Below are 14,023 nucleotides of genomic sequence, written 5' to 3' on the forward strand. Positions count from 1 at the left end.
CGTTCAGTTCCTCCGGTTTCCGCCGACGATGGCCTTGCCGGCCGGGATTCTGATCTGGAAGCCGGCGTCGAGCTCGGCCCGGCCGCCCGGCGGCAGCTCGACGCGCCAGAGCCGGGTGCCCGGCGGGTACTCCGGGGCGGGGTTCGCGGGCGCGTGCCAGTCGGCGCGCTCCTCGATCCGGATGTCCGCGTCCGAGGCGACCGGCACCCGCTCGCGGACCTCGACGGTGACCGGCCGCCCGAGCCGGTTCGCCAGCTCCAGGTGCACCCGGTGGTCGAGCAGGGTGGTGTTGTTGAGCATGCCCGCGGTGGACTCGCGCAGCTCGGTGCGGCGCACCACCTCGATGCTCTCGGCCACGCCGATGCCGAGCCGGCGGGTGCCGCCGGGGGCGAGGGTGGGCAGCGCGGCGGTGAGCAGGAACTCGCCGTCGACGGTGACCTCCACCGGCCCGGCCAGCACGGCCTGCGCGGTCGGGTTGGCGAGCACGACGGTGCTGTACACCTTCTCCTCGACGGAGGGCACGGTGACGTACTCGGGGCGGACGGAGAGCGGGATCTCGCCGATGGTGACGGTGTGCCAGGTGCCGTCCGACGGGATGTCCGCGGGCGCGGCGGCGTCGAAGCGGTGGTCGAAGGAGCCCGCGGAGGCGCGCGGCGGCACGGCGTGGCGGGGCAGCGGCAGGGCGGCCACCGACCGGGCGACGTTCGCCGAGTGCTGCCGGGCCGGCGTGGGCCGCCCGGCGGTGGGCGTCCGCAGCGTGCCGCGGCGGGCGGCGGGCTGCTCGGGGCCGGACAGCACCAGGGCCGGGTAGTCGAGCAGCGCGGCGTCGGGGGTGAGCGGTGCGAACGGCTCGGCGAACTGCTCGGCGGCGGGCTCGGCTCCGGCTCCGCCGGCTTCGGCGGCCGGTGCGGCGAGGGAGGCGCGCGCCGCCGGGCGGGAGGCACGTCTGGCGCGGGCCGGGATGCCGCCGGGGGCGGCCGGTGCGGGAGGGGGCGATGCGAAGGGGGCCGGCGCCGGTGCGGCGGCGGGCGGCGGCAGCGGGCCGCCGGGCTGCGGGGGCGGCGGTCCGCCGTACCCGGCGAAGCCGACCTGGAGGAAGTCCGGCCCGTCGGCTTCGGGGGCGACGCCCGCGCGCGGGGCGCGGGCCGTGACCGGGGCGGGCGGCGGCGGCACGGCGGTGACCGCGGCCGGGCGCTCGGGCGTGGGCCGCGGGCCCGCCGCGTCGTAGCCGGTGAAGAGGTCGGACAGGCCGCCCGGGGTCTCGCGCCAGCCGGACGGCGGCGGGACGGGCTGGCTGCGGCCGATCCGCAGCGAGCGGAGCTTGGGAAGGTCGGTGCGCCGGTCCAGGTCGGCGGTGGAGAGGGCGAGCCGGACGCCGGTCCAGTCCTCGCCGGTCCGCTGGGCGACGGAGGCCCGCAGGAGCAGCTGTCCGGTGTCCGCGCCCTGGTGGTAGGAGAGGCGGTAGGCGGGCACCCAGCGGGCGCCGGGGACGCCGTACTCGAGTTCGAGCTCGATCTCGGCGGCGTCGGCGGTGGTGGTCACGGTGGTGGTGGCGGCAGCGGCGGTGGTGGCGGCGTTCGGGAGGGCTGCGGTGCCGGGGAGAGCCGTGGCGTCGGGGAGGGGAGCACCGCCGTCGAGCGGGCTGCCGTCGGGCGGGCTGCCGTCGGGCGCGGCGGCCGCGTCGGGGGTGGCGAGCGTGACCAGCACGGTGGCCGAGGTTTCGACGGGGTGGGCCGGCTCGGCGGTGGAGGAGCGCTCCAGCCGGTCCGCGAGCACCGCGGACTCGTGCTCGGCGGCCTCCAGATCCCGGGTCAGCTCCTCGGCACGCTGCTGGAGCCGGTCGAGGCGCTCGTCGACGAACTCGGCCAGCTCCAGCCAGGCGTCGGCGGGCGTCCGGCGCAGCGGCTCGTCCTCACGGCGTGGTGGCGGCACCGCATGCAGGGCGGCCGTCTCGGCGATGGTCGCCAGGGCCAGCCGGTGCCGCTCGCGGACGGCGTGCTCGTGCTCCCGCGCCTCCTCCAGCCGGCGCCGCAGCTCCGGGAGTTCGGTGCGGCTGCGGAGTTCGGCGACCGGTTCGAGGCGGGCCTCGGTGACGGCGGTGCCGGGCGGTCCGTCGAGCACCCGGGCGCGCAGGGACCGCCCGTCGAGCACGCGGGGCAGGCCGGTCAGCCGGAGCCGGCCGTTGGGCGGCAGCGCCACCCGGGCCCGGCGGCGGCAGACCGCGCCGGCGGCGTAGACCACGACGGAGTCGAGCACCGACGGGTGGGCCGGTACCTCGGGCCCGTCCGATCGCTTCCTGTTCTCTGCCCTGTGCTGATCGTTCACCCGGCCTGCCCCTTCGTTCGCGCTGTCCCGCGCCGAATCGCGCGCTGCCGCCCCCCTGAGCGGTCAGTCTGCCTCGCTTCGGTGCGGGCGTCGCTGGATTTCGTCCTGCGTGGCGTGTGCGTTCCGGCCCGTGTCCTGCTGCGGTCCCGGTGGTGGTGGTTCCCGTGCTCGTCGTTGCGGTGGTCGTGGTCGCTGTGGTCGCTGTGGTTGCGGTCGTGAGGTGATCGTGGTCGTCGTCGTGAGAGGGGACGGGGCCGTGGGCCCGGCGGTTGCGCGGGTACGGGGTCGCACGGGGTCGCGCAGGCGTACGGCGTGACCGTGGCGGTGGGGGACGGGCCCGGGGATGCGAGAGGATGGGGCGAGCACGCCCAGGCCAGCCGTGAGGAGAGCCACCCCGCCATGCGCACTGCCGTCGTCGTCGGTACCGGACTCATCGGGACGTCCGCCGCGCTCGCCCTGACCGGACGCGGGCTGACCGTCCATCTGGAGGACGCCGACCCGGACGCGGCCCGGACCGCGGCCTCGCTCGGCGCCGGCACCACCGAGCCCGCCGACGGCCCGGTGGACCTGGCGATCATCGCCGTGCCGCCCGCGCTGGTCGGCAAGGTGCTCGCGGACTGCCAGCGGCGCGGCCTGGCCCGCTGGTACACCGACGTCGCCAGCGTGAAGGACGGCCCGCGCGCGGAGATCGCCGCGCTGGGCTGCGACACCGTCCACTACATCGGCAGCCACCCGATGGCCGGGCGCGAGCGCTCCGGCCCGCTGGCCGCCCGCGCCGACCTGTTCGAGGGCCGGCCCTGGGTGCTCACCCCCACCCCCGACACCGACACCGAGACGCTCAACGCCGTCCTGGAGCTGGTCGCCCTCTGCGGCGCGATGCCGATCGTGATGGACGCGGCCGCCCACGACCGCGCCGTCGCCCTGGTCTCGCACGCCCCGCAGCTGCTCTCCTCGCTGGTCGCCGCCCGGCTGGAGCACGCCGACGAGACGGCCATAAGGCTCTCCGGTCAGGGCGTCCGGGACGTGACCCGGATCGCCGCCTCCAACCCCGGCATGTGGGTGGACATCCTCTCCGCCAACGCGGGCGCCGTCGCCGACATCCTGGAGGAGGTCGCCGCCGACCTCGGCGACACCGTCACCGCCCTGCGCGCGCTCCAGACCGCCGAGGAGGGCGAGCGCCGGGCCGGGGCGGCCGGGATCGCGGCCGTCATGCGGCGCGGCAACACCGGCCAGGCCCGGATCCCCGGCAAGCACGGCGCGCCGCCCACCCGGTACGAGACGGTGGCCGTGGTGCTCGGCGACCAGCCCGGCGAGCTCGGCCGCCTCTTCGGCGAGGTCGGTGCGGCGGGCGTGAACATCGAGGACGTCGCCATCGAGCACTCCACCGGCCAGCAGGTCGGTTTCGTCCAGCTGTCGGTCGCCCCGGCGGCGGTGAAGCCGCTGACGGCGGCGCTGCGGGCGAGCGGCTGGAGCGTCCGGGACTGAGCCCGGCCGGGGGCCTTCGCCAGGCCTGTGGCGGATCTTCCCGGGCCGGCGGCGGGATCTTCCCGGGCCGGCGGCGGGGCCGCGGGCCGGGGCCCACCGGGCGGGGACGGCCTTTCGCGCCGGTCCATTAACCTTGAGGGAGACATCCCCGGGTTTCACGCTGCGCGGAATCAGGTCGCGCGGGGTCCGGGCCCCAGGCTTTCAGAGAGAGGTTCGCCCCGTGGACACTGCCGACCAGGCGCACGCCCCGGTCGTCGTCGCCATCGACGGACCCTCCGGCTCCGGCAAGTCGACCGTCTCGCGGGCGGTCGCCGCCCGGCTGGGGCTCAGCTTCCTGGACACCGGTGCGATGTACCGGGCGATGACCTGGTGGATGCTGACCAACGACGTGGACGTCGCCGACGCCGACGCCGTGACGGTCGCCTGCGGCAAGCCGGTGATCGTCTCCGGCACGGACGCGGAGGGCCCGACCATTACCGTGGACGGCCAGGACGTGTCCGGCCCGATCCGCGGCCCCGAGGTGACGGCGCACGTCAGCGCCGTGTCCGCGGTGCCGGCGGTGCGCACGCGGCTGGTGGAACTGCAGCGCGGCTGCGCCGAGGTCGCCGAGCGCGGCATCGTCGCCGAGGGTCGGGACATGGGCAGCGTGGTGTTCCCGGACGCCACCGTCAAGGTCTTCCTCACCGCCTCGGAGGCGGCCCGTGCCCAGCGCCGCGCCGCCGAGCTGCGGGCCAAGGGGGTGGACGAGGCGACCATCACCGCGATGGCCGCCGACCTCGCCCGCCGCGACGCCGCCGACTCCTCCCGGGAGACGGCGCCGCTGACCCAGGCCGCGGGCGCGGTTCTGGTCGACACCAGCGAGCTCACCCTGGAGCAGGTGATCGGCAGGATCGCCGCCCTGGTGGAGGAGCGCGCCGGGCTGTCGGCCGTCTGATGCCGTCGGCCGGCTGATCCCGCCCCGGTCCTCGCCGGTCGGTCGGCTTGGTCGGGTCGGTCGGGTGCGGTCCGTCGGGTGCGGTCCGGTCCGTCGGGTCGGTCGGCCTGGTCGGATCGTCCGGTTCCGTGCCGGGGCCGGCCCCATGCAGGAAAGCGGGGTGCCACCGAGGCACCCCGTCGCAGTACTCGCGCTGCCCCGAGCGGGGCAGGTACGCACGGCACGCCCCTGGGAAGGGCCGGGCCGGGAAACGGAAAACACGAACATGACCGCAGAGCACCCCACCGCCGGCCACGGCGAGCTGGACGCCGCCGAGTACGCCGAGTTCATGGCGATCGCCGCCGAAGAGGGCTTCGACCTGGAGGACGTCGACGGCCTCGGCGACGGCAGCCACGCGCCGCTGCCGGTGCTGGCCGTCGTCGGCCGCCCGAACGTCGGCAAGTCGACCCTGGTGAACCGCATCATCGGCCGCCGTGAGGCCGTCGTCGAGGACAAGCCGGGCGTCACCCGCGACCGGGTCAGCTACGAGGCCTCCTGGAACGGCCGCCGCTTCAAGGTCGTCGACACCGGCGGCTGGGAGATCGACGTCCTCGGCATCGACGCCATGGTCGCCGCCCAGGCCGAGCTCGGCATCGAGACCGCCGACGCGGTGCTCTTCGTGGTCGACGCCACCGTCGGCGCGACCGACACCGACGAGGCCCTGATCAAGCTCATCCGCCGGGCCGGCAAGCCGACCGTGCTCTGCGCCAACAAGGTCGACGGCCCGTCCACCGAGGCCGAGGCCGCCTACCTGTGGTCGCTCGGCCTCGGCGAGCCCTACCCGGTCTCCGCCCTGCACGGCCGCGGCTCCGGTGACCTGCTCGACGCCGTGATGGCCGCCCTGCCCGAGGCCCCGCCGCAGACCTTCGGCGACGCCGCCCCCGGCGGCCCGCGCCGCGTCGCGCTGATCGGCCGTCCGAACGTCGGCAAGTCCAGCCTGCTCAACAAGGTCGCCGGCGAGGAGCGCGTCGTCGTCAACGAGCTGGCCGGCACCACCCGCGACCCGGTCGACGAGATGATCGAACTCGGTGGCAAGACCTGGAAGTTCGTCGACACCGCCGGTATCCGCCGCCGGGTCCACCTGACCGCCGGCGCCGACTTCTACGCCTCGCTGCGCACCTCCTCCGCGCTGGAGAAGGCCGAGGTCGCGGTCGTCCTGATCGACGCCAGCGAGACCCTGGCCGAGCAGGACACCCGGATCATCTCGATGGCCGTCGAGGCCGGCCGCGCCGTCGTCATCGCCTACAACAAGTGGGACCAGCTGGACGAGGAGCGCCGCTACTACCTGGAGCGCGAGATCGAGCGCGACCTCGTCCAGGTCCAGTGGGCGCCGCGGGTCAACGTCTCGGCCAAGACCGGCCGGCACATGGAGAAGCTCGTCCCGGCGATCGAGACCGCGTTGGACGGCTGGGAGACCCGGATCCCGACCGCGCGGCTGAACGCCTTCCTCGGCGAGCTGGTCGCCGCCCACCCGCACCCGATCCGCGGTGGCAAGCAGCCGCGCATCCTGTTCGGCACCCAGGCGGGCACCCGCCCGCCGCGCTTCGTGCTGTTCGCCTCGGGCTTCCTGGAGGCCGGCTACCGCCGCTTCATCGAGCGCCGCCTGCGGGAGGAGTTCGGCTTCGTGGGCACGCCGATCTCGATCTCCGTCCGGGTGCGCGAGAAGCGCAAGAAGAAGTAGGACGGACGCGGCGCGCGCCGCGCAACGACGAGGAGGGCCTCGCCACTTCGGTGGCGGGGCCCTCCTGCGTGCGGGGGCTGTCCCGTGGGGGTGGGGGAGGGGTGCTGCGGGAGCCCGGGGGCGGCCGTGGCCCGGCCGGGGCCGGGGCGGGGCCGGTCGGGTCAGTGCTGGTCGCCGCTGCGGCCCGGGGGGAGCGAGAGCAGGTTGCGGTGGCGGCCGCCGGTCGCCGGGCCGGCGGTGGCACTTGCACCCGTGCCCACGGCCGGCGCAGGGGAGGGGGCGTGGGCCGGGGCGGGCATCGGGTGCGGGACCGGGCCGAGGTAGCCCGCCGCCACCCAGCCCTGCCCGTTGGCGAACTGGCCCGTGGGCTGGGCGGGTTGGCCGCCGGGGGGAGTCGGACCGCCGTGGCCGGTGGCCTGGGTGTGCGGTGCGGGGGTGGGGTGGCTCTGGGCGTGGGCGAGGTGGCGGTCGGCCGGCGCGGCGTGGCCGGTGCCGTCGCTGGTGGGGTCGGCCGGGTGGGCTCCGGGCGGGTGGGCTCCGGGAGCGGACGGCGCGGTCGGCGCGGCGTACGGGGCCGCGCCGGTGTGCGTGGCGCTGCTGGTGTGTGTGGCGCCGGGGTGGGAGGTGCCGGTGTGGGAGGTGCCGGGGTGGGAGGTGTGGCTGTTGGTGTGCGCGGCGTGGCCGCTGTGGGCGGCGTGGCCGCCGTGCGTCGTGTGGCCGGCCACGCCGGGGCCGGTCTGCTGGCTGGGCATGAACTGGGGGAGGCCGAGCGCCTGGCCCCCGTACGTCTGGAAGGACTGCTGCTGCGGGTAGGACCGCGGCTCCCCGAAGAGCGGGTAGCCGTCCCGGACGGCGAAGCCCGTGAACTTCAGGTTCTCCTCGCCCGAGCGGTCGCCCGGCAGCGCCCGGAAGAGCCGCCGGTACTCGGAGTACAGCTCGTCGTAGATCGGCGTCGTCGAGTGGGGGTTCTCCGCGTCGTACGACGGGCGCATGCCCGGGATCGAACGTGGGACGGTGGCGGACCGGCGGTGGGATGCGGAGACCTCGTAGCTGTACACACAGGGCCAACGAGCGAGGGCGCCGGGGGATGCGGGCTCCGCAACCCGGAGGCGGTCGTCCGGGAGGTGGCCGTCCGCGGGGTGGTGCAGCCCGGGAGCGGCAGCCGCCGAGACGGAAGGCGGCCGGCGCCGATCGGGCCGACGATCGGCACCGGCCGGCCACCGTCCGACCGTGGGCGGGGAGTCCGCACGGCGGCGTTCGGTGGGGGTCGGTGGGGAGTGGGCTGAGGGGGCGGGCTGAGGGGGCGGGCCCTGCCGGAGCCCGTCGCAGCGCGGCCCGCCGGGCGCGGCCGGGCGCTCCACGGGCGCGGGCCGCCCGTCCCGGACGGCTCAGGTGCCGGCGAGCGGCAGCGACGCGGCGACCACCTGTCCGAGGGCGACGGCGCGCTCCAGCGCCTGGCGGAGCAGGTCCTCGCGCGGCTGGCGGCCGACCATGCCGGCCGGCACGGCGTACATGGTCACCTCCGCCATCTGGCTGGCCGCGATCCGCCAGGCCTCGGTGACCTGGAGCGGCTGGTGCGCCTGCCACCACCCCGTGCTGCCGCCGGCCGCGGCGGGCTGCAGGATCGCGTGCAGCTTGCCCATCGCCACCAGCACCGACCAGCCGGGCAGCTGGTCCGGCGTCTTGTCGAGATCGGTGACGAGCTGGAAGCCCGCGTCCTGCAGGAGGTCCAGGAACTCGTCGGTGCCCGAGGTGTTGCCCGGCCGCCCGACCGGCCCGGTGGGCTCGACGACCAGCGAGGCGTGGCCGGTCTCCCCGTGCAGGACGAGCCCGCACGTGATGCCGAGGATGGCGGCCTGCCCCGGGGCGCTGGGCTGCGCCGGCGCGCCGGTGGGCGGGCCCGCGAGGGCGGCGGACGCGGCGGGGGCCGGCGGCGGCACCGCCGGGCCACCCGCGGCCGCCGGGGCCCCGACCTGGGCCTGGCTGATGCTGCGGACGGCGCCGACCAGCTGCTCCTCGGCGACCGGCACCACCTGGGAGGGAATGCAGCGGGCGTGCGCGAACGCGAGCACCGCGGTCTCCTCGCCGACGAACAGCACGGTGCTGGTGGGCTCCTGGAGCGAGTCGCCGGGCGTGCGGCATGAGGTGCACTCGTAGCTGTCGGGCGCGTGGGCGCCACCGAGCAGGCGGTCGGCCTCGTCGTCGCCGATCTCGGACCGGACTTCGTCGCTGACGTCGAGCATGCGCGGCACTGGAACTCCTCGGGATGTCGGGATGTCGGGATGTGGGAAGGGTGAGGCGGCGGGTGTCGTCGGTGGGTGACGTGGGCGGGTCGCGTGGGCGGGCAGGGGACCGTTTGTGGCCGCCTCTACCAACGGACCCCTGTGGCAGGGGTCACGGGTGGTCGCCGAGGCTGACGGTTATTGCCCCGGATCCGATCGCCCCGCGTGTTCCCGTGGTCGCAATGTGTCGATGTCGGCGACGGGACTGCCGGAATGAAACCGTGAGGTGGGTCACGGCTCCTCGATGTTTGATCTAGGAAATGACGGCCAAAACGGACAAATGGGGCGCCATTGAAAGGTCATTACCGCCGGTAACCCTTGGCTGAGCTGGGCAGACCGTCGGATGTTTGGATCCCCGGCGGCCGACTCGTAGCTTCATTGGCGGTGCAACGAGCACCACCCGGGTTCACCCCCGACGCACAGCCCGCCGGCTCACCCCGGCGCAGGCCGTGCCCGCCGATGCGACCGCTCGAACAGGTCGCCGGTGCGTGGCGGGTGGCCGGGGCGGCGCGGCACGTCCGACACGTGCCCGGCCGCCCGACGGACGCGGCGAGCGAATCGATCCCCTCCGAGGGCTTGGTTCCGCATGCCCGCCCGGGGCTGTCGAGAGGAACCTCATGTCTTTCCGTAACGAGTCTGCCGCTGCCACCACCTCCACCGTCACCAAGCGCAACCGCGTTCGGATGGCTGTCGTGGCGGGCGCCGCTGTCGCGGCCCTGCCGGTGGCCGGCCTCGTCACGGCCACCTCGGCCTCCGCCGCCTCCGTCGCCACCTGGGACGCTGTCGCCCAGTGCGAGAGCGGCGGCAACTGGGCCATCAACACCGGCAACGGTTTCTACGGCGGTCTGCAGTTCACCTCCAGCACCTGGGCCGCCTTCGGTGGCACCGCCTTCGCCCCGCAGGCCAACCTGGCCACCAAGGCGCAGCAGATCTCCATCGCCGAGAAGGTCCTCGCCTCGCAGGGCCCGGGCGCCTGGCCCGTCTGCTCCGTCAAGGCCGGCCTGACCAAGGGCGGCGCCCCGGCCGCGGTCGACACCTCCGCCGGTGCGACCACCGCCGCGAAGCCGGCCGCCCCGGCCGCCGCCGCCGCCCCGAAGCCCGCCGCGCCGAAGGCGACCGAGGCCCCGAAGCCGGCCGCCCCGAAGGCCGCCGAGGCCCCCAAGGCCGCCGTCGCGCCGAAGGCCGCCGTTGCGCCGAAGTCCAACGACTCCGCCAAGTCGTGGAAGTCCGAGACCTCGAACGACGCCAAGCAGGTCAACGGTGGCGACTACACCGTCAAGTCCGGCGACACCCTGAGCAAGATCGCCGCTGCCAAGGGCCTGGACTGGCACGACCTGTACAACAAGAACACCAAGGTCATCGGTGGCAACCCCGACCTGATCTTCCCGGGCCAGACCCTGACCGTCTGATCCTGTTCGCCCTGTGTGATCCATGGGTCCTGCGGGTCCCGTGAGGCTCGTTGGTTGCGTGGGGCCGGTCGGTCCCGTAGAGCCAGCGGGTCCTGAGGGATCCGGAACGGCCGCTTCTCCGCTGTGCGGGGGAGCGGCCGTCGGCGTGTCCGGTGTGTCGGAGTGTGCCGGGGCGGCGCGCGCCTAGGGTCGGCTGCTATGCCTTCGATTCGTAGGATCAGCCGTGAATCATTCGTCCCGACCGGGGGCGGACCGGTGCGGGGTGGTGGCGGTGCCGAGGTCGCTGTTGCAGCCGCGCTCGTCGCGGCTTTCGCGGCCGTTGCGGTGGCGGCGACCGCGGTGGTGCTGCCGGACGGGCGGGCGCGGGCCGCGGCGACCGTCGCGGACCTGATCTGGGACGACCTGGCCGAGTGCGAGAGCGACGGAGACTGGCGCACCGACACCGGCAACGGCTACTTCGGCGGCCTGCAGATCTGGCCGCCCACCTGGGAGGAGGCCGGCGGCCTGCGGTTCGCGGACCGGCCCGACCACGCGAGCCGCCGGCAGCAGACCGCCGTCGCCGAGGAGATCCTCCGGATGCAGGGGTGGGAGGCCTGGCCGGTCTGCGCCCGGGAGATCGGGATGATCGGGGACGAGTGAGCGCGCCGTCTCCGGCCCGTGGTCGAGGGTTCCCGGTGGGGCCGGCCAGGCGGCCCGGTCCGCGTCGTCCGGGTTGTCGGACCGCTGCGCGAGGATGGTGGTGTGATCCAGGGCGAGCTGTTCGGCGACGAGCCGGGGACGGGCGGGCGTGCGGGCACCGGGGCCGGAGCGGCCCGGGAGAGGTCCGAGCCGGCGCCCGGTGCGGTGCTGCTCCCCGGCTGGCTCGACGCCGACGCCCAGCTGCGGCTCGTCGCCGCCTGCCGGCAGTGGGCCCGGCCGCCCGCCGGGATGCACTCCGTCCGGATGCCCACCGGCGGCATGATGTCCGTGCAGATGGTGAGCCTCGGCTGGCACTGGTACCCCTACGGCTACCGCCGGACCGCCGCCGACGGCACGCCGGTCAAGGCCTTCCCGCCCGAGCTCGGCGAGCTCGCCGGCCGGGCCGTCGCGGCGGCGTACGGCGACGCGGTCGGGGCGATCGCGGGCGCGACCGGCTACGAGCCCGACATCGCCATCGTCAACCACTACCCGCACGGCGCGAAGATGGGCCTGCACCAGGACCGCGACGAACGGACGGACGCGCCCGTCGTCTCGCTCTCGCTCGGCGACACCTGTGTCTTCCGCCTCGGGAACACCGAGACCAGGACCCGCCCGTGGACCGACCTGGAGCTGCACAGCGGCGACCTGCTGGTCTTCGGCGGTCCGTCCCGGTTCGCCTACCACGGTGTGGTGCGCACGCTGCCCGGTACGGCGGACCCGGCGCTGGGGCTGACCGGGCGGCTCAACATCACCGTCCGGCAGAGCGGCCTCGTGGTCGGCCGCGGAGCCGGTGCCGGGGGCATTGGGGGCGTCGGTGACGTCGGGGGTGCCGGTGGTGCCGGTGACGTCGGGGGTTGAGGGCGGGCCGGCCCGCCGGTTGGCGCCTTCCGGGAGTTCGCTCCGAGGTGCGTACCGAGGTGCGTTCCGAGGTGCGTTCCGAGGTGCGTTCCGGAGGTCGGCACCTCGTTCGAGTGATTCGCCGACGACCACCCCGGGTGTGGGGAATGCGCGGACTCGCTGGAGAATTCGAAGGGGCGGGAGAATTCGAGAGAACGGGCGCCGACAGTCGGGCGGAAGACCTCCGTCCGGGCCGGCCGCCCGGAGAGGAAGCGCACGCATGGGTACCCCCGTCGACGAACTCGTCGAACTGCTGGACCTTGAGCAGATCGAGCTGAACATCTTCCGGGGCCGCAGCCCCGAGGAGGCGCTCCAGCGGACCTTCGGCGGCCAGGTCGCCGGCCAGGCGCTGGTCGCGGCGGGGCGCACGGTGGACAGTGACCGCCCCGTGCACTCACTGCACGCCTACTTCCTGCGCCCCGGTGTGCCCGGTGTGCCGATCGTCTACCAGGTCGACCGGATCCGGGACGGCCGCTCCTTCACCACCCGCCGGGTGCTCGCCATCCAGGGCGGCCGCTCGATCTTCGCGCTCACCGCCGACTTCCATCTCCCGGAGGAGGGCGGCATCGAGCACCAGTACCCCATGCCGGACGTCGCCGCTCCCGAAGACCTGCCGAGCGCGCTGGAGGAGGTCGGCTCCCGGCTCGGCGAGCTGCCGCCGTTCATCAGCCGCAGACAGCCCTTCGACATCCGGTACGTCGACCGGCTGCGCTGGAGCAAGGAGGAGCTGGCCGGCGTCGAGGCCCGCAGCGGTGTCTGGCTGCGCACCAACGGCTCGCTGCCCGACGACCCGCTGATCCACGTCTGCGCCCTGACCTACGCGAGCGACATGACACTGCTGGACGCCGTCCGCGCCCCCGTCGAGCCGCTCTGGGGCACCCGCCACTTCGACATGGCCTCGCTCGACCACGCGATGTGGTTCCACCGCCCGTTCCGGACCGACGAGTGGCTGCTCTACCAGCAGGAGTCCCCGATCGCGCACGGCGCGCGCGGCCTGGCCCGCGGGCAGATCTACGACCGGAGCGGCCGGCTGGTGGTGTCGGTGGTGCAGGAGGGCCTGTTCCGACCCCTGAAGGGATGAACCACCCCCGTGGCCGGTGTTGACCTGGTGACGTGTCTCGCGACATGCCTCGCGACGGGTCGAGATGTGTCGACGCGATGGCATACCCGTGTCGCGCCGTGCCAATGTCGTCACGCGCCGATGTCGGGTCTGTACGGACACGGTCGACGCGGCGACCCTTGACGGAGCAGGAAGGCCTGCCGGCGGGCCGGCCGGGAAGGCTTGTGGGGAAGTCCTGTCAGCAAGGCCTGCGGGCCTCGGACCGAAGTGGGAGGGCATGCCGATGACGGCGACAGCCGCGGAGGAATGGAAGCACTGGAGCGACGGCCGGGCAGCCGCCGTGAGCTCACCGCACGGACCGCTGGCGCTCACCGGCACGCACTGGCTGGAGCCCGAGCCCACCGAGATCCCCGGCCTGCCCGGCCGCTGGTGGGCCGACGCGGAGGGCGTCCGGCTCCGGGCGGTGGCCGGCGACGGCATCTCCGCCGCCGGCGCCACGGCCCCGGTCGACGGCGAGGTCCTGCTCCGCCCGGACACCGACCCGGCCGCCGACACCGCCTCGCGGGGCGAGCTGCTCCTCGTCCCGATCGAGCGCGAGGGCGAGCTGGCCCTCCGGGTCTTCGACCCGGACGCACCGAGCCGGGCGGCCTTCGCCGGGATCTCCGCGTACTCGTACTCGCCGGAGTGGGCCGTCCCGGCGGTCTTCACCCCGTTCGAGAGCGGCGACGACCAGGCCGTCGTGGTGGCGAACGCGGACGGCAAGGAACGCCCGCTGGCCGTCACCGGCCAGGTCTCCTTCACCGTCGCCGGTGAGCACAGCACCCTCACGGTCAGCCGCGCGGGCAACGGCCTCAGCGGCGTCATCGCCGACGCGAGCAGCGGGACGGACACCTATCGCTTCCGTTTCATCACCCTGCCCGCGCCCGACGCGGACGGCCACACGGTGCTCGACTTCAACCGCGCGTACCTGCCGCCGTGCGCCTTCGCCGACCACTTCATCTGCCCCTTCCCGCCGCCGGGCAACCGGCTGGACTTCGCGGTCGAGGCGGGGGAGAAGCAGGTCCTCACGCGTTAGCGCCGGGTGTGCGGGCGGAGTGTGGGTGCCCTCGCGGGCGTGGGCGTCCGCCCCGCCCGCGATAAGCACCCCCAGGGCGACCGCTTATGGACGCTGGTCATGTCAGCCGCAGACCTGCAACCGGCGCCCCGGTGGCAGCACGGTCGGCGGGCGGAGTG

At 74.9% G+C, this 14,023-nt stretch carries 11 protein-coding genes; 8 read left to right on the forward strand and 3 right to left on the reverse strand.

The annotated features are described in order from the left end of the window. Window positions 1-3: 3 nt before the first annotated feature. Complete coding sequence (locus ACIPSC_RS33615) at window positions 4-2,325, reverse strand: DUF4139 domain-containing protein (protein WP_400831880.1); 2,322 nt, start codon at window positions 2,323-2,325, stop codon at window positions 4-6. 399 nt (window positions 2,326-2,724) lie between these two features. Here ACIPSC_RS33615 and ACIPSC_RS33620 point away from each other — a divergent pair, with 399 nt between their 5' ends. The 3 genes from ACIPSC_RS33620 (at window position 2,725) to der (ending at window position 6,464) form a co-directional block, all read left to right on the forward strand. Continuing rightward, on the forward strand, window positions 2,725-3,810 hold the full coding sequence (locus ACIPSC_RS33620; RefSeq protein WP_395293819.1) for a prephenate dehydrogenase: 1,086 nt from the start codon (window positions 2,725-2,727) through the stop codon (window positions 3,808-3,810). A gap of 220 nt (window positions 3,811-4,030) precedes the next feature. After that, complete coding sequence (gene cmk, locus ACIPSC_RS33625; protein WP_400831883.1) at window positions 4,031-4,744, forward strand: (d)CMP kinase; 714 nt, start codon at window positions 4,031-4,033, stop codon at window positions 4,742-4,744. A 265-nt stretch (window positions 4,745-5,009) separates the two neighbouring features. Beyond that, window positions 5,010-6,464, forward strand: coding sequence for a ribosome biogenesis GTPase Der (gene der, locus ACIPSC_RS33630; RefSeq protein ID WP_400831885.1), 1,455 nt, complete (start codon window positions 5,010-5,012; stop codon window positions 6,462-6,464). A gap of 161 nt (window positions 6,465-6,625) precedes the next feature. Here der and ACIPSC_RS33635 read toward each other — a convergent pair whose 3' ends face one another. Then, complete coding sequence (locus ACIPSC_RS33635) at window positions 6,626-7,456, reverse strand: hypothetical protein (protein WP_400831887.1); 831 nt, start codon at window positions 7,454-7,456, stop codon at window positions 6,626-6,628. Window positions 7,457-7,852: 396 nt separating this feature from the next. Continuing rightward, window positions 7,853-8,707, reverse strand: a complete 855-nt coding sequence (locus tag ACIPSC_RS33640) for a hypothetical protein (RefSeq protein ID WP_400831889.1) — start codon at window positions 8,705-8,707, stop codon at window positions 7,853-7,855. Window positions 8,708-9,363: 656 nt separating this feature from the next. Between ACIPSC_RS33640 and ACIPSC_RS33645 the strand changes: the two genes are divergently transcribed. From ACIPSC_RS33645 to ACIPSC_RS33665, 5 genes are all read left to right on the forward strand, one after another. Beyond that, window positions 9,364-10,155, forward strand: a complete 792-nt coding sequence (locus tag ACIPSC_RS33645) for a transglycosylase family protein (protein WP_400831893.1) — start codon at window positions 9,364-9,366, stop codon at window positions 10,153-10,155. Window positions 10,156-10,353: 198 nt separating this feature from the next. Beyond that, the gene (locus tag ACIPSC_RS33650) at window positions 10,354-10,794 is read left to right on the forward strand and encodes a transglycosylase family protein (protein WP_400831895.1); all 441 of its coding nucleotides are present in this window, start codon (window positions 10,354-10,356) and stop codon (window positions 10,792-10,794) included. Between the two features lie 204 nt (window positions 10,795-10,998). Continuing rightward, window positions 10,999-11,691 carry an alpha-ketoglutarate-dependent dioxygenase AlkB gene (locus tag ACIPSC_RS33655; RefSeq protein WP_400831995.1) on the forward strand — a complete coding sequence of 231 codons (693 nt, stop codon included), beginning with the start codon at window positions 10,999-11,001 and terminating at the stop codon, window positions 11,689-11,691. A 259-nt stretch (window positions 11,692-11,950) separates the two neighbouring features. Beyond that, window positions 11,951-12,811, forward strand: a complete 861-nt coding sequence (locus ACIPSC_RS33660; RefSeq protein ID WP_400831897.1) for an acyl-CoA thioesterase — start codon at window positions 11,951-11,953, stop codon at window positions 12,809-12,811. Between the two features lie 262 nt (window positions 12,812-13,073). Next, a complete protein-coding gene (locus ACIPSC_RS33665; protein WP_400831899.1) occupies window positions 13,074-13,865 on the forward strand; it encodes a DUF1684 domain-containing protein in 792 nt (263 codons plus the stop codon). Window positions 13,866-14,023 lie beyond the last annotated feature (158 nt).

It is taken from the genome of Kitasatospora sp. NPDC090091, from assembly GCF_044747365.1.
Lineage (GTDB): Bacteria > Actinomycetota > Actinomycetes > Streptomycetales > Streptomycetaceae > Kitasatospora.

What these genes read in the sequence shown, in the direction of transcription:
- ACIPSC_RS33620 (WP_395293819.1), top strand. Translation starts at nt 2,725, where the DNA reads ATGCGCACTGCCGTCGTCGTCGGTACCGGACTCATCGGGACGTCCGCC.
- der (WP_400831885.1), top strand. Translation starts at nt 5,010, where the DNA reads ATGACCGCAGAGCACCCCACCGCCGGCCACGGCGAGCTGGACGCCGCC.
- ACIPSC_RS33635 (WP_400831887.1), bottom strand. Translation starts at nt 7,456, where the DNA reads ATGCGCCCGTCGTACGACGCGGAGAACCCCCACTCGACGACGCCGATC.
- ACIPSC_RS33640 (WP_400831889.1), bottom strand. Translation starts at nt 8,707, where the DNA reads ATGCTCGACGTCAGCGACGAAGTCCGGTCCGAGATCGGCGACGACGAG.
- ACIPSC_RS33645 (WP_400831893.1), top strand. Translation starts at nt 9,364, where the DNA reads ATGTCTTTCCGTAACGAGTCTGCCGCTGCCACCACCTCCACCGTCACC.
- ACIPSC_RS33650 (WP_400831895.1), top strand. Translation starts at nt 10,354, where the DNA reads ATGCCTTCGATTCGTAGGATCAGCCGTGAATCATTCGTCCCGACCGGG.
- ACIPSC_RS33660 (WP_400831897.1), top strand. Translation starts at nt 11,951, where the DNA reads ATGGGTACCCCCGTCGACGAACTCGTCGAACTGCTGGACCTTGAGCAG.
- ACIPSC_RS33665 (WP_400831899.1), top strand. Translation starts at nt 13,074, where the DNA reads ATGACGGCGACAGCCGCGGAGGAATGGAAGCACTGGAGCGACGGCCGG.